This window comes from Halomonas sp. V046, assembly GCF_052645355.1.
Window position 1 is genome coordinate 266,447 of the sequence record NZ_JBQXYF010000005.1, and the last position, 19,998, is coordinate 286,444.

The window sequence follows — 19,998 nt, forward strand, 5'->3', positions numbered from 1 at the left end:
GCCAAGCCCCTGCCGCCGTGCTGCGCCGCCGGCGCAGGCTGTGCCGATCCTCGTCATCGCAGCGAGTGGGTGCCCGGCACATGGGCCTCGGTATTCGACGATGCCCCCTCCAGCGGCTGCGAGAGCTCATTGAGAATGCCGCACTCGGCGGCGGTGCGATGCCCCCCGCAGCGCTCCCGCAGGCTCTCAAGCTCGGTCTTCAGTCGCTCTAGTTGGGCGATGCGCTCGGCCACGTGTCCAAGATGCGCGTCGATCAGGCCATCGGCCTGATCGCAGGGCTGGCTCGGGTCGTCGTGGCAGGCAAGCAGCGCTCGAATTTCATCGAGGGTCATGTCCAGCGCACGACAATGACGAATGAAACCGAGACGCTCGGCGTGGGCCTGGGAATAGAGCCGATAGTTACCTTCACTGCGGGCCGGCTCCGGCAGCAGGCCCTCACGCTCGTAGAAGCGCAGCGTCTCGACCTTGCAGCCGCTGCGCCTGGCCAGTTCTCCAATCTTCATGCGACGGTCCTCGTCATCAGCATTGTGCCTTCTCGTCTTCGTGCTCGTGCTCGTGCTCGGTCGCCCAGGACGGTGCCATCTTTCTTGATGCTTGACCCTATAGTGGATACAGGGTGTTAGATCAGACCCAGATACCCTACCGGAGTTCCAGGATGGCTGATTCCCGCCGAGACAAGGCCGCAATGAACGATACAGCCTGCTGCACTACGCTGGCGAGCAAGCCCGCCGCCCCGGCGTCGACGCCCCGCTCGGGGGGCAGCTGCAGTGCCGCCGTCCCTGACCACCAGACGCGCACTTCAGATGACGGTGGCTGCTGCGCTTCTAGCCTTCCATCGTCTACCCCTCGCGCCGCCGACTGCTGCGGCTCCGCCTCCAGCACCAGCGCGAGAACGAGCCAGCCTCACGATGCCGATGGCCGGGATTCCGTTTCCGGACCGGGGACGAGTCAACCCGGCGATGCCGATGGCCGGGATTCCGTTTCCGGACCGGGGACGAGTCAACCCGGCGATGCCGGTGGCCGGGATTCCGCTTCCGGACCGGGGACGAGTCAACCCGGCGATGCCGGTGGCCGGGATTCCGCTTCCGGACCGGAAACAGGCCAGCCCCGCGCCTCCGGCTGCTGTGGCTCCGCGACAGACGATGCGCCTCCCGCTCCTGAGCCAACCTGCTGCAGCAGCACGACCCGCCACGCCGCCGAGCGCAGCGCGGCGTCCGGCACCGCAGAGCTGGTGCTGGTCATCGATGAGATGTGCTGCCCCACCGAAGAACGCGTGCTGCGCAAGACCCTCGACGGCGCTCCCGGTGTCGAGGCGCTGTCCTTTGACCTGATGCAGCGCCGCCTGATCGTGCACCACCGCGACGCCGACCGCGACGCACTGATGAAGCGCATCCGCCGCAGTGGCATGACGCCCCGGGCGGTGGATGACACCGAGACCGCCAGCACCGCGTCCACGCCGCCCGCCAGCGTCCCGCAGCCGCCGTGGGCACGCCTCGCCATCGCCGGCGTCCTGGCCCTCGGCGCCGAAATCGTCGGCTGGACGACGTGGAGCGCCGGCGCCTGGCTAGGGGCGGTGATGGCGCTGGTCGCCATCGTCCTGGTCGGGATTCCGACCTGGAAGAAGGGCATGATCGCGCTGTCCCAGCGCATCCTGAACATCAATGCCTTGATGAGCGTGGCCGTGACCGGCGCCTTGCTGATCGGCCACTGGGCCGAAGCCGCCATGGTCGTGGTGCTGTTTACCCTGGCCGAGCACATCGAGGCGCGATCACTCGACCGCGCGCGCAATGCCATCCGCGGCCTGATGGATCTGGCGCCGGCCAAGGCCCGCGTCCAGCAGCCAGACGGCGAATGGCAGGAAATCGCGGCCGAAGCCGTCACGGTCGGCAGCGTGCTGCGCGTGCGTGCCGGCGAGCGTATCGCGCTGGACGGCGATATCCTGCGCGGCCAGCCGAGCCTCGATGAGTCGGCGATCACCGGCGAGAGCCTGCCGCGGGACCGCGACATCGGCGAGACGGTGTTCGCCGGCACCATCAACCTGGCCGGCGAGTTCGACTATTGCGCGACCAAGGCTGCCAACGACACCACCCTGGCCCGTATCATCCACGCCGTGGAGCAGGCCCAGGCCAGCCGCGCCCCGACCCAGCGCATCATCGATCGCTTCGCCGCGATCTATACGCCGGCGGTATTCGCCCTGGCGCTGGGCGTCGCCGTGCTGTGGCCTCTGCTGGGACTCGGGGCCTGGACCGAGGGCGTCTATCGTGCCCTGGTACTGCTGGTCATCGCCTGCCCCTGTGCCCTGGTCATCTCGACCCCGGTCACCGTGGTCAGCGGCCTCGCCGCCGCCGCCCGCCAAGGCATTCTGATCAAGGGCGGCGCCTATCTCGAACAGGGGCACAAGCTCGCGTCGGTGGCGCTCGACAAGACCGGCACCCTGACCCAAGGCCGCCCGCAGCTTGTGCGCTGGCAAGCACTCGCCGCCCACGTCGGCCACCCGATCGATGTCGCTACCGACACCGCCGCCGCCCGGACTCGGGCGCTAGCCCAGGCCCTCGCCGGACGCTCCAACCACCCCGTCGCCAAGGCGGTACATGCCGGCCTCACCGCAGATAACAGTACCGAGAACAGCACCGAGAGCAGCGCAGAGAACAGCACCGAGAGCAGCGCAGAGAGCAGCGCAGAGAGCAGCGCAGAGGGCAACACAGCACCATCGTCTTTCGCGGCCGATGACGCGGTTCTGTCCAACGTCGAAGAGCGCGCCGGCCAAGGCATGGTCGCCGACCACGAAGGCACCACCCTGTGGCTCGGCAATCGTCGCCTGGCTGACACCATGGGAGTCAGCGCCCAGGCGCTTGCCGATGCCGCCCGCCAGAACACGGACGGCACAGACGGCGACACCGATAGTGGCGCCGATAGTGGCGCAGATAGCGCCGGAGAAGTGTGGCTCGGCCAGGACGCCACCCTGCTGGCGACCTTCCGCGTTCGCGATACCTTGAAGCCCGACAGCATCGCGGCCATCGCACAGCTGAAACACCTTGGCATCCGCGTCAGCATGCTCAGTGGCGATGGCCAGGCGGCGGCGAGCGCCATCGGCCGGGAAGCCGGCATCGATGATGCCCGGGGTGACCTGCTCCCCGAAGACAAGCTGGCCCGGCTCGATGAGCTGTCTCGCCACGGCATCACCGCCATGGTCGGCGATGGTATCAACGATGCGCCCGCACTGGCGCGAGCCGATATCGGCATCGCCATGGGCGCCGCCGGTAGCGATGTCGCCATCGAGACCGCCGACGTGGCGCTGATGGACGGCAAGCTGTCCAAGCTGCCGCGCTTCGTCACCCTGGCCCGCCGCACCCGCCAACTGTTGATCCAGAACATCGCGCTCGCCATCGGCATCAAGGTCGTGTTTCTGACGCTCGCCCTTGGCGGTCAGGCCACCCTGTGGATGGCGGTGTTTGCCGATCTTGGCGCCAGCCTTCTGGTGGTCGCCAACGGCTTGCGGGTATTGCGAGCGTAGGTCAGTCGAATAGCGACGCCATTCGGCCCCCCTGACGAGCCAGGCACGACGGCAAAGGGCGCGATAGGGGAGCCGATTAGGCGGCACGGCCGGCCACCCGCCTGGCGCCCGCCCCATCACGCCCTGGTGCAGGTCCCGCCCTCAGCTCAGTCGCTCGGCACCCACCCGGTGCTGCCCCGGCGCCGCATCGAGCGCCGCCATCAGCAGGGCCTGGGCGATATTGGGCGCCGGGCAGACACGCAGGTGTCTGGGCAGTATCGGACCAAGAGCGCCGAGCACCGCGCCCGCGGCCGCTTCCAGCGGTCGGCTCTGCTCGCGCTTGCCACCGATGAGGCCAGGACGAACCAGGGTCAGGGAGGTGAAGCCACGCTCGGCCAGCGCGGTTTCAAGGTCGCCCTTCACGCGGTTGTAGAACCAGCGCGAGGAGGCGTCCGCCCCCATGGCAGAGTTCAAGACGTACGTGGTGACGCCGTGGCGCCGTGCGATGTCGGCCACCGCCAGCGGGTAGTCGTGATCCACGCGGCGAAAGGCGGCCTTGGTCCCGGCAGCCTTGCGCGTCGTGCCCAGGGTGCAGATCACCGCGTCGACCTGCCACCAGAGGGCGGCGTCGGCCAAGTTGTCGAAATCCACTCGCGGCGTCTCGAGCTTGTGCTGGGCATTGGGCGCCTCGGAGAGCCGCCCGAGCTCACGCCGCACCGGCGCCACTATCCGACCCACGCGATCGTCCATCAGCGCCTGCCTGAGCACTTCACCGCCCACCAGGCCGCTCGCCCCCACCACCATGATGCTCTTGGCCTCGCTCACCGTCTTGGCTCCTGGCTCGTCGGTGGGCCAGGAGAGCCACCGAATCAAGGCCAGGGTAAACGCTAGCGGACTCGCGCCGCCATCGCCTGGCGCATGAAGTTGAGCATCCAGTGGGCCATCAGGTTGTCATCGACCTTGGCGGTCAATGTCGCCGTGCCTTCGCGGACCCGCGCGTCACCGACCATTTCTCGGCGCAGGCGCATCAGGTCGCGCGAGTACTCCCGGCTGAATTCAGGGTGCCCCTGGACGCCAAGAAAACACCCGCCAACCCGCATCAGGTAGTGCGAACAGAAGCCGCTGCCTCCGAGCGCACAGCCGCCCGGGGGCAGCGACACCACCTGGTCCTGGTGGCTGACCAGCAGGTCGAGCTCGTCCTGCCAAGGCTCCATCCAGGCCTCCCTACTCGTGATCTGGTTAAACGAGAGCCCGACGCCCCAGCCCTTGGGACTCTTGATCACCTCGCCACCGAGCGCCTTGCCGATCAGCTGGTGACCGAAACAGATGCCGACCAGGGGCTTACCGGCGGCATACAGCTCGCGAACGAACTCCTCGAGAGCCACCACCCAATCCAGTCCATCGTTGACGCCGAACTTCGAACCGGTAGTGAGCCACGCATCCACCGCCTCAAGATCGTCGGGAATGTCGCCATCAAGGCAGCGCCATACCTGCCATTGAAGCGTCTCACCCTGCTCCGTCGCGGCCCCGCCGAGCAGGGCGGCGAACATCGCCGGGTAGTTGCCGTGATCCAGCTGCAGCTGTGGCGCGACATCGTCACACTGAAGCAAGCCTATGAGCATCTCTCGTCCCTCCCGGGTAACGACGGCGGCTGCGCACGGGTCGCGCTGCCGCTCTCGGTTGATGCCTTGCGACCCTCTGCCCCTGGCCTCAGGGCTTGCGTTCTGACCCCGGCCTCGTGCTTGCGTCTGGCGCGCAGTCATTCGCGTCATGCGCACCTCCCCGCCGGCCCGAGCTACATTTGCCCGTGCAGTGCGGCGAGAAAGATCCGACGATAGCCCTCGGCGTCGAACTCGATGGGGTTGCCGGCGGAGGATGGATCGGCCACGGCCATCTGCCCGACCTTCTCGGCCTGGGCCTCGTCGATGCCGAGGCTCGCCAGATTCTTGGGGATCGCCAGGCGTTCGCGCATTTCCAGCACCCAGTCGATCACCGCGCTGGTGCCGGGTTGGCGCAGGTCCAGATAGCGCGCCAAGCGCACCATGGGCTCGCCGATGGCGCGCTCATTGGCCTTGAGCACATAGGGCATCAGCACCGCATTGAGCGTGCCGTGATGGGCGTCATACAAGGCACCAAGTGGATGGGCCAGGGCGTGCATGGCGCCCAGTCCGCGCTGAAAGGCGGTGGCCCCCATGCTCGAGGCGACCAACATATTGAGGCGTGCCTCGAGATCGTCACCGTGGGCGTAGGCCCTGGGCAGGTAGTCACGCACCCGGCGCATGCCCTCGACGGCGATACCCTCAGCCATGGGGTGATAGCCCGGCGCGCACCAGGCCTCCAGGCAGTGCGACAACGCATCCATGCCGGTGGCGGCGGTGACCGCCGGCGGCAAGCCCGTGGTCAACTCCGGATCGAGGATCACCCGGGCCGGCACCATGCCAGGATGGAAGATGATGCGTTTGACCTGGGCGCTCTCGTCGGTGATCACCGAGGCGCGACCGACCTCGGAGCCGGTGCCGGCGGTGGTGGGCACCGCCACCACCGGCACGATGGCCTCGGCATCGGCGTTCTTCCAGTTGTCGCCGCTATCCTCGAGGGACCACAACGACAGGCTCTCGCGCTGGTTGGCCATCAGCGCGATGGCCTTGGCGGCATCGAGCCCCGAGCCGCCACCGAAGGCGATGACGCCGTCATGGCCGCCCTGGCGGAAGGCATCCACGCCCTCGATCACGTTGGCCCCGGTGGGATTGCCCTTGATACGGCTGAACACCTCTGCGCTCAGTCCCTCGGCGCGACAGTGCTCAAGCGCCTCACCGACCATCGGCAAGGCGGCAAGGCCTGGATCGGTGACCAGCAGCGGCGAGCGCATGCCGAGCTCACGACAGGCCGCCGGCAATTCGCCGATGCGCCCGACGCCGGTCAGGATCGAGGCCGGATAGTTCCAGCCGGTGGTGTAGCGGATCATGTCGCTCATGGGCACCTCAGGCATGTTTCAGGTGGAAAGACTTGGGCCGCGTCAGGGTGTCGAAGCCGAGTCGCGACAGCGAGCAGCCACGCCCGGATTGCTTGACCCCGGTCCAAGCCAGCTCCGGGTCCAGGTAGTCACAGCGGTTGGTGAAGACGGTACCGGCCTCGAGGCGCTGGGCCAGGGCCTCGCCCACGGCCAGGTCGCGGGTAAAGATCGCCGCCGTCAGGCCGAAGGCGCTATCGTTCATCAGCGCCACCGCCTCGTCATCGCCATCCACCGCCATCACGCCCACCACCGGGCCGAAGCTCTCCTCGCTCATCACCCGCATGCTGTGATCGACATCGGTCAGCAGCTGCGGCGCCAGATAGGCGCTGCCCGGAACCGACAGCGGGTAGTCGCCGGGATCGATCCAGGCCTTGGCCCCGGCGGCCACGGCATCTTCCACCTGGCCACGCACGAAGTCGGCGGCCGCGGGCTTTACCACGGGCCCCAGGGTGGTGCGCGGATCGCTCGGATCGCCGAGCGTCAACTGCTTGAGCCAGGCCACCGCGCGCTCGACGAAGGGCGTGAATATCTCGCGACTGACGTAGATGCGCTCGATGCCACAGCAGCTCTGACCGGAATTGAAGAAGGCCCCGTCCATCACCCCGGCGACCGCCGCGTCCAGGTCCACATCGGCACGAATATAGGCCGGGTCCTTGCCGCCAAGCTCCAGCGCCGTGGCGATGAAGCGCCCCCTTGCGTTGCGCTCGACCATCTCGCCGCCGGCCACCGACCCGGTAAACGAGACGTGATTGATGCGGGGGTCGCGGATCAGCGCTTCGGTAGCGTCATGGCTCAGGTGCAGGAACTGAAAGACGCCCTCGGGCAGCCCCGCCGACATGAACGCCTCGAAGATCCGTTCGGCACACAGCGGCGTCTGGGCCGAGTGTTTCAGAATCACCACATTGCCGGCCAGAATCGCCGGCACCACGGCGTTCACCGCGGTCATAAAGGGGAAGTTCCAGGGCGCCACGATCAGCGATACGCCAAGCGGCTCGCGGCTGATGTAGCGGGTGAATCCAGGCTTGTCGGCGAGCCGGATCGGCGCCAGGGCCTCCTCGGCCATGCCGATCATGCCCCGGGCGCGCTCCTCGAAGCCGCCTATTTCGCCGCCGGCCTGGGCGATCGGTCGTCCCATCTGCCAGGTCAGCTCATGGGCCAGGTCGTCGCGACGGGCGACGAAGGCATCGACCATGGCGGCGCAATAGCGTGCGCGCTCGGCGACCGGGGTGTCTCGCCATCGCCTCTGGGCTTCTGTGGCACGCTCCAGGGCCCCCTCGATCTGCTCCTGGTCCGCCAGTTCGCGCCGTACGTAGACCGAGCCGTCCACCGGCGATATCGTTGTCTGCGTCGCCATCTTGTCCTCTCGTCACTCATCACTGTGCTTGGTTTGGCTTGGTTTGGCCTGGCAGGCGAGACGCCTGCTTCATTGCCTGGGCGGCTAGATGATCTCGAAGTACCGATCCAGCTCCCAATCGGTAATATGGCGCCGAAACTGACGCTCCTCCCATTCACGGGTGGCGGCGAAGTGCTCGACGAAATCATCGCCGAACAGCTCCCGGGCCGGGCTCGATGCCTTGAGCCGCTGAGCGGCCTCCCACAGGGTGCGCGGCAGGGCCTGGTGGATCGGGTGGTCGAGCTCGTAGGCATTGCCGGTGACCGCCTCGTCCGGCTCCCAGCCCTGCTCGATGCCGTGCAGGCCGGCCCCGATGGCGGCGGCCAGGGCAAGATAAGGGTTGGCATCGGCGCTGCCGAGGCGATACTCGACGCGCTGAGACTTGGCACTGCCGGGTATCACGCGCAGTGCTGTGGTGCGATTCTCTACCCCCCAGGTGGCATCGGTCGGCGCCCAGAACCCTGGTATCAGACGGGTGTAGCTATTGACCGTCGGCGCAAACATGGCCAGCAGTTCGGGCATCAGACGCTGCTGACCGGCGACGAAGTGGCGCTGGAGGGCGCTCATGCCGTGAGCCGCCTCGGCGTCGAAGAATGCCGAATCGCCACTGTCGCGGTGAGTGAGCGACAGGTGAATATGGCCGCTTTGGCCAGGATAGTCCGGCGACCACTTGGCCATGAAGGTGGCCATCAGGCCGCGGCGCTGGGCCCAAACCTTGGTGAAGGTCTTGAACAGCGCCGCCTTGTCGCCGGCGGCGAGCGCCCCGTCAACGCCGAGCGCCGCCTCGAGCACGCCTGGGCCGGTCTCGGTATGAAGCCCCTCGATCGGGAAGTCCATGGCCTCGGACAGGCCGAGAAGCTCGTGGTACAGCTCGGCGTGGACCGAGCTTCTGAGCATCGAGTAGCCCATCATGTCAGGCGTCAACGGGCGCAGGTTGCGAAAGCCCTTCTCGCGCACCGACTCCGGCGTTTCCTGAAACATGAAGAATTCATATTCCAGCGCGCCCCTGACCGCGAAGCCCATGGCATCGGCACGCTCGAGTACCCGGCGCAACAGGCCGCGCGGGCAAATAGCCTCGGCCCGCTCGGTGAACTCGGCCATGAACAGCAGCATGTCGCCCTCGAACGGCACCTCGCGGCAGCTGTCGGGCAACAGCCGTAGCGTGGCGTCGGGGTAGCCGCTGTGCCAGCCGGTGAAGCGAGTGTTGTCGTAGAGCTCGTCCTTGCTGTCCCAGCCGAGCACCACGTCACAGAAGGCGAAGCCGCCGTCGAGAGCGGCCAGAAACTTGTCGCGGTGCATGTACTTGCCGACCATCACCCCGTCGAGGTCGAACAATCCGACCTTGATGTGGGTGAGGCCACGCTCCTCGACGATGCGCCGGGCATCCTCGGCGCTGCGCACCTTGCGCGGATCGGTTCGACTCATGAAGACTTGTCTCCCTGTTCTTCGGCCACCGCCGACCGGCCGGCGGTGGCCCACGCCCATCGGCCCGTTGTCGCTAGCCCGCCTTGCGCCCCCTGGCCCCACCATGACGAAACGGGCCCGGGGGTGGCTTACATCAGCTTACGAATAACGGTACGGAGGGCCGGCGTTCTGCATGGTGGTCCGGTAGTCCTTGAGGATCTGCACGACTCGGGCATTGCGCTCGCTCTGCTCGGCGATCTCGTCCCAGAACGACAGCGCTTCGTCCTCGATGGTCTGCCACTCGGCCTCGGGGATGGAGGTCAGCTCAAGCTTGCCGCCCTTGGTGCGGTAGTGCGCCTCGCCCCACCAGTACCAGTGCTGGCGATGGTAGTGAGAGCTGTCCATGCACATCTTGAACAACGTCTTCAAATGCTCGGGAAGCTCGTTCCAGCGCTCGCTGTTGGCGAAGTAGGAGCCGGCCCAGGCGCCGGAAATATTGTTGGTCAGGTAATAGCTCGACACATCGGCCCAGCCTACGGTGTAGGCCTCGGTGATGCCGGCCCAGGCGATGCCGTCGAGTTCACGGGTCTGCATGGCGACTTCGATGTCTTCCCAGGGCAACGTCACCGGCACCACGCCGAAGCGGCTGAGAAAGCGCCCGGCGGTGGGAAAGGTGAAGACACGCTTGCCCTTCAGGTCCTCGATGCTGCGGATCGGCTCCCGGGTGACGAAGTTGCACGGATCCCACGAACCGGAGCCGAGCCAGGTGACGCCGTCGATCTCGCCGTAGGCCTCTTCCCAGATTTCCTTGAGCCCGTAATGATTGAACAGCGTCGGCACATCGAGGCTATAGCGCGAGGCAAACGGGAAGTAGCCGCCGAACACCGAGACGTCGACCGGGGCATTGATCGAGTCGTCGTCGCTCTGAACCGCATCGATGGTGCCCCGCTGCATGGCGCGAAATAGCTCGCCGGTGGGCACCAGTTGATCGGAGAAATAGAGTTCGATTTCCATTTCACCATTGGCGGCCTTGTTGAAGGCGTCGATGGAAGGCTTGATGACGTGCTCGGCCAGGGCGGGGCCGGCGTAGGTCTGGAGTCGCCAACGAATTGGCGTCTTCGACTGGGCATGGACATAGGGCGCCGACAGCGACGCGGCACCGACCGAAGCGGCGGTGGCTACCCCGGCCTTTTTTAGGAAATCACGACGGTTGGTCATGGGTCTCTCCTGCACGTGGTGGCTTGTTGTGGTTGTAGTGCTTGCTGGTTTCGCGTCCCTGAACGGATGAATCGGTAGTCCCTGAATAGCGTGTCAGTAGTCCCTGAAGAGTTCGGGCAGCCACAGCGCTAGCTGCGGGAAGACGGTGATCAGCGCCAGTCCGACCAGCATGATGGCGACGAACGGCCAGACGCTTTTATAGATGTCGCCGAGGCTCACTTCCGGGGGAGCCATGGCGCGCATCAGGAACAGGTTGTAGCCAAACGGCGGGGTCATGTAGGCGATCTGCACGGTGATGGTGTAGAGCACCCCGTACCAGATCGGGTCGAAGCCCAGGGTAATGACCAGCGGCACGTAGAGCGGCGCCACGATCACCAGCATGGCGGTGTCATCGAGGAACATGCCGAGCAGGATGTAAGACAGCTGCATCATGACCAGGATCTGCCAGGGAGTAAGCCCCATCTCATCGAGAAACACCGACTCGATGGCCCGCACCGCGCCGAGCCCGTCGAACACCGCGCCGAAGCACAGCGCCGCGAGGATGATCCACATGAACATGCAGGTAATGCCGAGCGACTTACGCACCGTGGTCTCGATCACGGCAAGCGTCAGGCGACGCTTCGCCGCCGCGGCGACAGTCGCCGACAGGGCCCCGACCGCGGCGCTTTCGACCAGGCTGGTGACGCCCATGACGAAGAGCCCGGTCATGAAGAAGAAGATCGCCAGCGGCATGATGCCGGCGCGGGCGAGCTTGAGCTTCTGGGCCAGGGTAACGTTACGCTCCTCCGGCGGCAGAGTCGGGCCTAGCTCCGGCTGCAAGCGGCAGCGGATGACGATGTAGGCGACAAACATGGCGGCCAGTATCAGCCCGGGAATGGCGCCCGCCAGCCACAGCTGGCTGACCGGCTGACGGGCGATCATGCCGTACAGCACCAGCACCACGCTCGGCGGCACCAGGATGCCCAGCGAGCTGCCGGCCTGGATGACACCGGTGACCATGACCTTGTCGTAGCCGCGGCGTAAAAGCTCAGGCAGGGCGATGGTGGCGCCGATCGCCATGCCGGCCACGCTCAGCCCATTCATCGCCGAGACCACCACCATCAGGCCGATGGTGCCGACGGCAAGGCCGCCCTTGAGCCCGCCCATCCAGACGTGAAACATCTCGTAGAGCTCGGAGGCGATGCCCGACTCGGACAGCATATAGCCCATGAAGATGAACAGCGGCAGGGTCAATAGCGGATACCAGTTCATCAGCTGGATGGTGGCGCTGAACGGCATCTCGATGCCGCCATCGCCCCACAGCGCGAGCGCGGCAGCGGCGCCGACGAAGCCGATCACGCCGAATACTCGCTGCCCGGTCAGCAACAGCAGCATCATCGACGAGAACATGGTCAGGGCGATCATCTCGTAGCTCATGAGGCCGCCCCCCCACCGCTTCCCGGGCGCGAGCCGGGCGCTTTCGGTGGTAGCTGCGCCGAGCCTGCGGCATCGGGGCCTGGAGCCTTGGCGCCGGGGGGACCGGGCGGCAGGTCGTCAGGCGGCGGCTCGTCCGCCGGGGTGTCATCGACCAGCGGCTTGCCACGCAGGATCGCGATGTCCTTGAACAGGGTCGAGATGCTCTGCAGCAGCATCAGCAGGATGCCGAAGGTCATGATCGCCTTGATCGGCGCCAGGGGCGGCGCCCAGGACGAATAGTTGGTCTCGCCGTAGCGTATCGCGTAGCCGGTACTGGAGATTCCCCCGGCCAGCAGTGCACCCAGAAATACCAGCAGCAGCAACATGGTCAGCACATCCGCGAGAGCCTGGGTACGCGGCGACCAGCGGCAGTAGAACAAGTCCATGCGCACGTGATCGCCAAGCTGCATGGAGTAGGCGCCTCCGAGTAAAAAGTACGCCACCATCAGAAACTGCGAGACCTCGACGCCCCAGATCAGCGGCCGGTCGAACACCGCTCTGGACAGCGAGGCATACAGCAATACCCCGATCATCACGAAGATCAGGTACATGACGATGCGGCCGACGCGGCGGTTGAAGCGATCGACGTAGCGAACGTACAGGCGTATCGGTCCCGGCATGGGTGCCCCTTGACGCAAGAATGACGACTCCTGAGTCTTGGATCAGGAAGCGTCGATACGCCAGTTGCATCGAATTCAACGCCCAGACGACTATCGATTTTTTCGATACTGCACCGAGCTGGGGGACTCCCTGGCGCCGCTTGCACCATGCCGACGCGACACAGCGCGGCACTGCCGAGGACCTCAGCGCGCCGATAGAATCAGATGATTCTCAAGCCACGGCTGGTGGGCGCGAATATCGCCCAGGAAGTCACCGCCGAGCAGGCGCCGGGCATCACGCGCCAGCTGCGCCGGCAGCCCTCCCAGCTCGTCGCGGCGGGCGACCAGGGTCAGCACCCGCTCGAGCTCGGCCATCGGAAGCGGCTCCACCCTGAGCGCCAGTCGCGAGAGGCCTGCCTGGTGCAGGCACAAGGGTGTGGTGACGGTAAAGCCGACACCGTCGCTCACTGCGCGCAGCAGCGCATAGGTATTGTCCAGATGCAGTCTCGCCGGCAGCTCGATGTCCTCAAGCCGCAGGTGTCTTTCGATGGTCTGGCCGATCAGCGACTGCGGGACGTAACGCACGAAGTCGAGCTGGCGCGACAGCCAGCGCAGGTTGTTGGCCGGGCCCTGCCAGCTTGCCGGCAACACCAGCACGAAGGGCTCGCGCAGGATCGCGTGGCGCTCGAGGCCATCGTAGTCTTCCAGGGGGTCATCGGAGATGATCACATCCACATGGCGGGTCAGCAGCGAGTGGCCATGCATGTGCGAAAGGCCAGTGGTCAGGGTGTAGTCGCGAGTATGGCGCCGGATGACCTCGATCAGCGGCCGTCCCACCGCCGTGGCCAGTGAATCCACCAGCGCCAGGCGCATCTGATGCAGTTGGCCGAAGGCGCCGGAGATCAGTTCACGGCGGGTATCGCGGGCCTCCGACAGCAGGCGTCGTGCACGGTCATAGAAGAAACGTCCGGCGCTGGTCGGCTCCAGCGGCCGCGAACGGCGCTCGAATAGCGACAGGCCAAGCCCCTCCTCCAGGGTCGCCAGGCAGTGGGACACCGACGACTGGGTCAGGCCGAGATGGTCGGCCGCGGCGCTTTGACTTCCTCGCTCCAGGGTCTCGACGAAAATTTCCATGCTGCGCAGATCGAAGCCGAAACCATTGCGCATCATCGCGCCTCCCGCGGTGTCATTGTGGTGGGGTCGGGCATCGCTACGGGACCAGGCGCTGATTGCAGCTTGCGGCGCCTTTTGGGCCGTTTAGGGGACCCGTCGGAACTTGTGTGTGCCAATTCAGTCTACCCAGTTGGTCGATCTGACAGGGAACCCTCCATGACCCAAGCAAGCGCCGCCGCCTCACGGCCCGCCCGCCCTTCGTCCGCCTGGACGAGCTGGGGCCAATGGCTCGCGCTCATCACCATGACGCTCGACCATGTCGCTCGCTATCTTGCCACGGACGCCTGGGGCATGGGCTGGGTCGACTCCTCCGTCGGTCGCATCGCCTTCCCGCTGTTCGCCGGCATGGTCGCCTGGCATGGCCTGTTCAATACCCGCGACCCACTGCGCTACGCCCGCCGTGTCATGGTCATCGGCCTGGTCGCTCAACTGCCCTATCACCTGATGCCTCGCGAGGCGATCTTCCAGCTCAATATCTGTTTCACCCTGGGCCTGGGCCTGATGGCCGGCGCCTGGCTCGACCGGCTGACCACCCGCATGGAATCAGGCGCGCTCGGCCAGGCCCGGTTGGCGCTGGAGACCTTGGCTATCGCCGCGGCCTGGTACGTGGCCGGCTTCTGGGTCGAGTATGGTCACGAGGGCCTGTTGCTGGTGCCGTTTTTCATGCTTGCCATCGGCCAGCTCCATCGCAGTGGCGATGCCTTCATGGCACGCCTCGAGGCGGTCAGCGCCTGCTTGCCGATCCTGTTGATCGCCGGCCTGATGAACAGCTCCGATATGGCCAAGTCGGTCACCGTGGCCACGACCCTGGTCGTGCTGCTGCTGGCGGCCGGTGCCTGCCGGCTGATGCCACCTAGTCCCATCACGATGCCCCGCCGAATGTGGCTGGCCTGGTATCCGGCCCACTTCGCCGTGATCGCCGCAATCCTGCTGGCCACCGGCCAGGCCGCGCTGCGCTAAACGATACGCCCGCGCGCTGCCACGGTCCGCACTCCCCGCTCGGCCCGGGCCTACCGTTCGGATCGGGGGCCCTGCGCCTCCCCGACGTCGCCGCCACGCGGCTCGGGTGGCGGCTGAAAGCGCTCGCGACTCTCGACCAGAAACACCTTGAACGCCTGCCACAGCGGACTTCTGTAGCGGTCGGGATGCCACACCAGCGAGAAGTGGCGGGTCAGGGGAAGATCGTGGCGCAACGCCACCAGCTCTCCCCGGGCCAGCTCCCCCTGAACACTCAGCCGCGACAGGCAGCCAAGGCCAAGGCCGGCGCCCACCGCCTGCTTGATCGCTTCGTGCTGGCCGAGCTCCATGCGCACACGCAGGCGCGGCAACCGCGGCAGCACGGCGGCCTCCAGTACCTCCCGGGAACCGGACCCCGGTTCGCGCAGGATCCAGTGTTCCCGTGCCAGGTCATCGTCCCCTAGGTGGCCCTGTCCGGCCAACGCATGACCGGGGGCGCAGACGATCTCCATGCGGTCGTCACACCAGGATTCGCTGGCAAGGCCAGGCTCGTGGCAGCGCCCCTCGATCAATCCGAGGTCGGCATTGAAGCGTTGAACGTCGGCGATCACCTCACCGGTATTGCGCAGCCGCAGGCGCAGATCGACGCCCGGATGCTCGCCGCCAAATTCACCCGCCAATGGCGGCAGCAGATAGGTGCCGATGGTCGCACTGGCGGAAATCGCCAGGCTGCCGCGCAGGCCCTCATCGGGTTCCTCGGCGGCGGCCACCAGTTCGGCCACGTCTTCCTGTAAGCGCTCGGCTCGGGGCAGCAGGCGATGCCCCATGTCGTTCAGCGTCAGTCTGCGCCCAGGCCGCTCGAACAGGGTGACGCCGAGCTGGCGTTCGAGATCGGACAGCGCCTGACTGGTGGCGGACTGGGACAGGCTCAAGTGGCGTGCGGCCGCGCTGACGCTACCGAGCCGCGCCACGGCGACGAAGACCTCGAGCTGACGCAGGGTGATGTGAGGGTGCATATCGGTTCTACCGAATAGTGGATTCGTTATTTGCTGATAATAATTTGGCATATGGGACCCTAGACTGTCCTCACTATCTCGCAGGAGGACACCGATCATGTGGCAGGGACTCATCCTATGCGCCGCCCTCACCCTGGCAGGACAGGGCCTTGCACGGCTGCCCGGCATCAGTGACAGCGGCGTCAGCCCGCTGGTCTTCGCCCTGCTGCTCGGCATCGTGGTCGGCAACCTGCCGCTCGGTCGCCACCATGACAGGGCACAGCCGGGCCTTGCCTTCGCGACCCGCTGGCTACTGCGCGGCGGTATCGTGCTGTTTGGCCTGTCGTTGACCTTCGCTCAGGTTGTCGGTCTCGGCCCCAAGGTGCTGGTGCTGGACACCGTGATCATCACCGCGGTGCTGATCAGCGGCTACCTGATCGGCACACGAGTCCTCGGTATGGACCGCGAGACCACCCTACTAACCAGTGCCGGCAGCGCCATCTGTGGCGCCGCCGCGGTACTCGCCACCGAATCGACGATTCGTTCACGGCCCGCAGCAGCCTCCATGGCGGTGGCCACCGTTGTGCTGTTCGGTTCGCTATCGATGCTGATCTATCCGTTGATGTATCCATGGCTCGGCATGGACGAGGGGCTGTTCGGTGTCTATATCGGCGCCACCGTACACGAAGTCGCCCAGGTGGTGGCCGCCGGTGATGCGGTCGGCCCAGACGCCCTGGCCAACGCGGTCATCGTCAAGCTGGTCCGCGTCATGCTGCTGGTGCCCTTCTTGCTGATCGTCGGCCAATGGTGGCTCAAGCATCACGCCGCCCCCGACAGCAGCAACGCCAAGGCCAAGCTGGTCATTCCGTGGTTCGCCGTGGGCTTTATCGTCATGGTCGGGGTCAACAGCCTGGTCAGCCTGCCCGCCCCCCTGCATCAGAGCCTGGTGCTGGCCGGTCAACTGGCGCTGACCATGGCCATGGCGGCGCTCGGGGTGAACACCCGTCTGGAGCGCCTCAAGGCCCTCGGCGTCAAGCCCTTCCTGCTGGCACTGATCCTGTTTGTTCTGCTGCTGGGCGGCGGCGGTTTGGCCAGCATCTGGGTGATGGGATAACCCACAAGCCCGGCGCTGGATCGAGGAGGCCCACCGGCACCAGGCCGTACTACGCAAAACGGTACGCAAATCGGCACGCAAAACGGCACGTAAAACGGCAGCCCGAGGGCTGCCGTTTTTGTCACGTCCTGGTACGGGTTCGGCTCAGAGCCTAGGATCCGAGCCCGGCCTGGCGACGCTCTTTCACCAAGCCGCTCGGGCCCACCAAGCCGCTCGGGGCCACCAAGCCGCTCGGGCGCGCCCTTGACGCATCACTCGAAGCTAAAACGCGGCTCCGGCGCATCCGGCACCAGGGCCGCGCAGGCCCGTACCTTGTCGAGCAGGGCCTCATGGGTCGGCGCGATCAGATTGATGTGAGCCAACTTGCGCCCCGCCCTTTCGCTCTTGTCGTAGCGATGCAGGTGGGCGTCCTCGAGCTTGAGAATGGCAGCGTTATCGCCTTCTCGGCCGATGACGTTGACCATGCAGGTCGGCGCCCGGGCGCCGGTATCGCCAAGCGGCAGGCCCTGAATCGCACGCAGGTGATTCTCGAACTGGCTGGTGACGGCTCCATCCATGGTCCAGTGGCCGGAATTGTGCACCCGCGGCGCCATCTCGTTGGCCAACAGGCTACCGTCGGCGCCCTGAAACAGCTCCAGCGTCAGCACGCCCACATAATCAAGCTCATCGAGCAGGGCGCGAATGTAGCCATCGGCGGTGTCCTGCACCGCGGTGTCGAGATCCGGCATCGGCGCCAGGGAATAGCGCAGGATGCCATCGACGTGAACATTCTCGGCCATGGGATAGAACACGACGTCGCCATCACGTCCGCGCACGGCGATAATCGACACTTCGCGTACGAAGTCGACGAAGGCCTCAACGATCAATCGAGGGTGGGAGATCGATCGCCAGGCGTCACCGGCATCGCCAGGATCGCGCAGCACCGCCTGGCCCTTGCCGTCATAGCCTTCGGTGACCGACTTGGCGACGACCGGGCAACCGAGCTCCCTGGCCGCCGCCTCCAACGCCTCGGCGCTGTCCACCAGGCGATACGCCGGGGTCGGAATGCCGAGGCGATCGAACAGCGCCTTCTCTTCGGCGCGATTCTGACACACTCGAATCGCCTCACTGGAGGGATAGACCGGCTTTTCTGCCTCGATGGCCTGGACCAGCGGCACCGGCAGGTGCTCGAACTCGTAGGTCACAAGGTCAACCTTGGCGAGAAAGGCCTCCAGGTGCTTGTGGTCGGTATCGATCATCACATCGCCGATACCGGCACTGGGGTGTCCGGTGGTATCGAGGAAGGTGAAGCGGTTGGCCAGCGGATAGCCCGCCAACGCCAGCATGCGACCGAGTTGGCCGGCGCCGAGAACACCTATGTTCATCCGAATAGCTCCTCTGGCTAGGCGTCAGGCCTGACGGGGATCGGGGTTGTCGAGCACGGTCTGGGTCTGCTCGGCGCGAAAGCCTTCGACAGCGGCACGCACATCGCTATCGCCAAGGCCGACGATCTGGGCCGCCATCAGCCCGGCATTGGTGGCACCGGCCTTGCCGATGGCGAGGGTTCCCACGGCGATGCCACCGGGCATCTGAACGATGGAGAGCAGCGAATCGAGGCCCTTCAACGACTTCGATTCCACCGGCACACCAAGCACCGGAAGCGGGGTCTGGGAGGCCACCATGCCGGGCAGATGAGCGGCGCCGCCGGCGCCGGCGATGATCACCTGCAGGCCGCGCTCGGCGGCCGACTTGGCGTAGTCGAACAACAGGTCCGGCGTGCGATGGGCCGACACCACCTTGGTCTCATAGGACACGCCCAGTCGTTCGAGCATGGCCACGGCATGCTCCATGACCGGCCAGTCGGACTTGGACCCCATGATCACTCCCACACGGGGCGACGGGCTGGGTGACGACATCTGCAACTCCTCGAAACGGGGATGACTCCACCGCGACCAATAGTCGCGGCAAGGGAACATTTTGGAAGGCGCATAGTCTAGCAGAGCCAGGGATCGTCTACCTCACCCGAGGCCAGCCACGTCGCCGGATGGAGACAACAGGCTCCACCTTCGCTGCGAAATGCCGTGCTGAGCGCTTGCTAGAATAACGCCGGATGGTGGATTCGACGCTAGCTCACCGAGCCCTTAAGGCTTGGCTCAAAGCGACGAGATTTCCACCTCGGCGGGCAGGTCGACCTCGACCGACGAGACCCAATGATCCCGCTCAGCTGACTTATGGAGAATGTCCCCGATGAAACGCGCCATGATAGCGATCGCTGCCTTGAGTTCCGGCCTGTTGCTTGCCGCCTGCGACGACACCAATGACACCGGCACCAATGCCAACCAGAGCCAGGCCGAAGCAGCCGAGAGCAGCAGCGGGCAGACCGGCAGCCAAAGTAGCGCCCAGGAGATCAGCGTTTCCGGCACCCTGAGCTTTGCCGAGAGCGGACAGTCACTGCCCGAGAACGCCGAGGTCACCGTCAGCCTGCTCGACGTGGCCCTGGCCGATGCACCGGCCAAGCTGATCGCCGAGAAGGCCATCGCCGTCGGCGAACAGGCACCGCTGGACTTCACCCTCAGCTACGCCAGCAATGACGTCGATCCACGTCACATGCACAGCGTGCGTGCCACTATCCACGACGCCGAAGGCAAGCTCACGTGGACCTCCACCGAAGCGAGCATGATCGACGTCGGTCCGGATGCCGACCAGCCACCCGTCAATGTCGTACTGCAGCCGGTCGGTGCCCAGGGGGCCGCCAGCGGCGAAAGCATGCAGGAAACCCAGGAAAATCTGCTGTCCAGCGGCGATGAGCCTACCGCCGCCGAAGAGCAGGCGGCCCAGGCGACCCCAGACGCGGTAAGCGAAGAAGCGGCGGAGACCCAGGAACCGAGTCAGGCCGGCGGCGACAGCGACACAGCCGGCGCCAACGTCACCAGCGACACCACCGTCAACGCCGAGCAGGACAACGCAGCGCAGGGAAGCACAGCGCAGGGAAGCACAGCGCAGTAACGCGCGGAACTACCGACGGCGCATGGCCAACCGACAGCATAAGGCCCGGTACGCTTTCAGCACCTTGGGTTAAGACCTGCTAACCCAAGGTGGCGGCTGGAACATCCGGTATCTCCCATTCGGTACCGGATTTTTTCGTACCCGTTCAGCCGACACGGCTCGGCAGTACCAAACGGCACTCGTTTACCGATCCTAGTAG

General features: G+C 65.9%; 17 protein-coding genes. 4 read left to right on the forward strand and 13 right to left on the reverse strand.

Annotated elements, in window-relative coordinates:
- Window positions 1-53: 53 nt before the first annotated feature.
- Window positions 54-503, reverse strand: coding sequence for a Cd(II)/Pb(II)-responsive transcriptional regulator (gene cadR / locus ACUN9Y_RS08785; RefSeq protein WP_445460314.1), 450 nt, complete (start codon window positions 501-503; stop codon window positions 54-56).
- A gap of 152 nt (window positions 504-655) precedes the next feature.
- Between cadR and ACUN9Y_RS08790 the strand changes: the two genes are divergently transcribed.
- Window positions 656-3,514: a heavy metal translocating P-type ATPase gene (locus tag ACUN9Y_RS08790; protein ID WP_445460315.1), complete on the forward strand. Its 2,859-nt coding sequence runs from the start codon at window positions 656-658 to the stop codon at window positions 3,512-3,514.
- Window positions 3,515-3,655: 141 nt separating this feature from the next.
- Here the strand turns inward: ACUN9Y_RS08790 and ACUN9Y_RS08795 are convergent, their stop codons facing one another.
- From ACUN9Y_RS08795 to ACUN9Y_RS08835, 9 genes are all read right to left on the reverse strand, one after another.
- Entirely contained in the window at window positions 3,656-4,318 is a 663-nt protein-coding gene (locus ACUN9Y_RS08795) for an NAD(P)H-binding protein (RefSeq protein ID WP_445460316.1), read from the reverse strand.
- Window positions 4,319-4,380: 62 nt separating this feature from the next.
- The gene (locus ACUN9Y_RS08800; RefSeq protein ID WP_445460317.1) at window positions 4,381-5,115 is read right to left on the reverse strand and encodes a glutamine amidotransferase-related protein; all 735 of its coding nucleotides are present in this window, start codon (window positions 5,113-5,115) and stop codon (window positions 4,381-4,383) included.
- Window positions 5,116-5,288: 173 nt separating this feature from the next.
- Complete coding sequence (locus ACUN9Y_RS08805; protein ID WP_445460318.1) at window positions 5,289-6,467, reverse strand: iron-containing alcohol dehydrogenase; 1,179 nt, start codon at window positions 6,465-6,467, stop codon at window positions 5,289-5,291.
- 7 nt (window positions 6,468-6,474) lie between these two features.
- Window positions 6,475-7,860 carry an aldehyde dehydrogenase family protein gene (locus ACUN9Y_RS08810; protein WP_445460319.1) on the reverse strand — a complete coding sequence of 462 codons (1,386 nt, stop codon included), beginning with the start codon at window positions 7,858-7,860 and terminating at the stop codon, window positions 6,475-6,477.
- Between the two features lie 84 nt (window positions 7,861-7,944).
- Window positions 7,945-9,324, reverse strand: a complete 1,380-nt coding sequence (locus ACUN9Y_RS08815; RefSeq protein ID WP_445460320.1) for a glutamine synthetase family protein — start codon at window positions 9,322-9,324, stop codon at window positions 7,945-7,947.
- A 138-nt stretch (window positions 9,325-9,462) separates the two neighbouring features.
- Entirely contained in the window at window positions 9,463-10,521 is a 1,059-nt protein-coding gene (locus ACUN9Y_RS08820; RefSeq protein WP_445460321.1) for a twin-arginine translocation signal domain-containing protein, read from the reverse strand.
- Between the two features lie 93 nt (window positions 10,522-10,614).
- Window positions 10,615-11,937 (reverse strand): TRAP transporter large permease, encoded by a 1,323-nt coding sequence (locus ACUN9Y_RS08825; RefSeq protein WP_445460322.1) that lies wholly within the window; start codon window positions 11,935-11,937, stop codon window positions 10,615-10,617.
- A complete protein-coding gene (locus ACUN9Y_RS08830) occupies window positions 11,934-12,596 on the reverse strand; it encodes a TRAP transporter small permease subunit (protein WP_445460323.1) in 663 nt (220 codons plus the stop codon). Before ACUN9Y_RS08830 ends, ACUN9Y_RS08825 begins: the two co-directional genes overlap by 4 nt.
- Before the next feature lie 183 nt (window positions 12,597-12,779).
- Window positions 12,780-13,745 (reverse strand): LysR family transcriptional regulator, encoded by a 966-nt coding sequence (locus ACUN9Y_RS08835; RefSeq protein ID WP_445460324.1) that lies wholly within the window; start codon window positions 13,743-13,745, stop codon window positions 12,780-12,782.
- Between the two features lie 159 nt (window positions 13,746-13,904).
- On the opposite strand from ACUN9Y_RS08835, the gene ACUN9Y_RS08840 reads away from it, so the two are divergent.
- Window positions 13,905-14,708 carry a TraX family protein gene (locus ACUN9Y_RS08840; protein ID WP_445460325.1) on the forward strand — a complete coding sequence of 268 codons (804 nt, stop codon included), beginning with the start codon at window positions 13,905-13,907 and terminating at the stop codon, window positions 14,706-14,708.
- Window positions 14,709-14,758: 50 nt separating this feature from the next.
- On the opposite strand, the gene ACUN9Y_RS08845 is transcribed toward ACUN9Y_RS08840, so the two are convergent.
- Complete coding sequence (locus ACUN9Y_RS08845) at window positions 14,759-15,721, reverse strand: LysR substrate-binding domain-containing protein (RefSeq protein ID WP_445460326.1); 963 nt, start codon at window positions 15,719-15,721, stop codon at window positions 14,759-14,761.
- Between the two features lie 97 nt (window positions 15,722-15,818).
- Between ACUN9Y_RS08845 and ACUN9Y_RS08850 the strand changes: the two genes are divergently transcribed.
- Window positions 15,819-16,814 carry a YeiH family protein gene (locus ACUN9Y_RS08850; RefSeq protein ID WP_445460327.1) on the forward strand — a complete coding sequence of 332 codons (996 nt, stop codon included), beginning with the start codon at window positions 15,819-15,821 and terminating at the stop codon, window positions 16,812-16,814.
- 251 nt (window positions 16,815-17,065) lie between these two features.
- On the opposite strand, the gene ACUN9Y_RS08855 is transcribed toward ACUN9Y_RS08850, so the two are convergent.
- Window positions 17,066-18,178, reverse strand: coding sequence for a 5-(carboxyamino)imidazole ribonucleotide synthase (locus ACUN9Y_RS08855; protein ID WP_445460328.1), 1,113 nt, complete (start codon window positions 18,176-18,178; stop codon window positions 17,066-17,068).
- Window positions 18,179-18,202: 24 nt separating this feature from the next.
- Window positions 18,203-18,709 carry a 5-(carboxyamino)imidazole ribonucleotide mutase gene (purE, locus tag ACUN9Y_RS08860; protein ID WP_445460329.1) on the reverse strand — a complete coding sequence of 169 codons (507 nt, stop codon included), beginning with the start codon at window positions 18,707-18,709 and terminating at the stop codon, window positions 18,203-18,205.
- Window positions 18,710-19,052: 343 nt separating this feature from the next.
- Between purE and ACUN9Y_RS08865 the strand changes: the two genes are divergently transcribed.
- Window positions 19,053-19,799 carry a YbaY family lipoprotein gene (locus ACUN9Y_RS08865; protein ID WP_445460330.1) on the forward strand — a complete coding sequence of 249 codons (747 nt, stop codon included), beginning with the start codon at window positions 19,053-19,055 and terminating at the stop codon, window positions 19,797-19,799.
- Window positions 19,800-19,998: the final 199 nt, after the last annotated feature.

Excerpts from the sequence above, each read along its gene's own strand:
- cadR (WP_445460314.1), bottom strand. The coding sequence starts at position 503 with ATGAAGATTGGAGAACTGGCCAGGCGCAGCGGCTGCAAGGTCGAGACG.
- ACUN9Y_RS08790 (WP_445460315.1), top strand. The coding sequence starts at position 656 with ATGGCTGATTCCCGCCGAGACAAGGCCGCAATGAACGATACAGCCTGC.
- ACUN9Y_RS08800 (WP_445460317.1), bottom strand. The coding sequence starts at position 5,115 with ATGCTCATAGGCTTGCTTCAGTGTGACGATGTCGCGCCACAGCTGCAG.
- ACUN9Y_RS08805 (WP_445460318.1), bottom strand. The coding sequence starts at position 6,467 with ATGAGCGACATGATCCGCTACACCACCGGCTGGAACTATCCGGCCTCG.
- ACUN9Y_RS08810 (WP_445460319.1), bottom strand. The coding sequence starts at position 7,860 with ATGGCGACGCAGACAACGATATCGCCGGTGGACGGCTCGGTCTACGTA.
- ACUN9Y_RS08815 (WP_445460320.1), bottom strand. The coding sequence starts at position 9,324 with ATGAGTCGAACCGATCCGCGCAAGGTGCGCAGCGCCGAGGATGCCCGG.
- ACUN9Y_RS08820 (WP_445460321.1), bottom strand. The coding sequence starts at position 10,521 with ATGACCAACCGTCGTGATTTCCTAAAAAAGGCCGGGGTAGCCACCGCC.
- ACUN9Y_RS08825 (WP_445460322.1), bottom strand. The coding sequence starts at position 11,937 with ATGAGCTACGAGATGATCGCCCTGACCATGTTCTCGTCGATGATGCTG.
- ACUN9Y_RS08830 (WP_445460323.1), bottom strand. The coding sequence starts at position 12,596 with ATGCCGGGACCGATACGCCTGTACGTTCGCTACGTCGATCGCTTCAAC.
- ACUN9Y_RS08835 (WP_445460324.1), bottom strand. The coding sequence starts at position 13,745 with ATGATGCGCAATGGTTTCGGCTTCGATCTGCGCAGCATGGAAATTTTC.
- ACUN9Y_RS08840 (WP_445460325.1), top strand. The coding sequence starts at position 13,905 with ATGACCCAAGCAAGCGCCGCCGCCTCACGGCCCGCCCGCCCTTCGTCC.
- ACUN9Y_RS08845 (WP_445460326.1), bottom strand. The coding sequence starts at position 15,721 with ATGCACCCTCACATCACCCTGCGTCAGCTCGAGGTCTTCGTCGCCGTG.
- ACUN9Y_RS08850 (WP_445460327.1), top strand. The coding sequence starts at position 15,819 with ATGTGGCAGGGACTCATCCTATGCGCCGCCCTCACCCTGGCAGGACAG.
- ACUN9Y_RS08855 (WP_445460328.1), bottom strand. The coding sequence starts at position 18,178 with ATGAACATAGGTGTTCTCGGCGCCGGCCAACTCGGTCGCATGCTGGCG.
- purE (WP_445460329.1), bottom strand. The coding sequence starts at position 18,709 with ATGTCGTCACCCAGCCCGTCGCCCCGTGTGGGAGTGATCATGGGGTCC.
- ACUN9Y_RS08865 (WP_445460330.1), top strand. The coding sequence starts at position 19,053 with ATGATAGCGATCGCTGCCTTGAGTTCCGGCCTGTTGCTTGCCGCCTGC.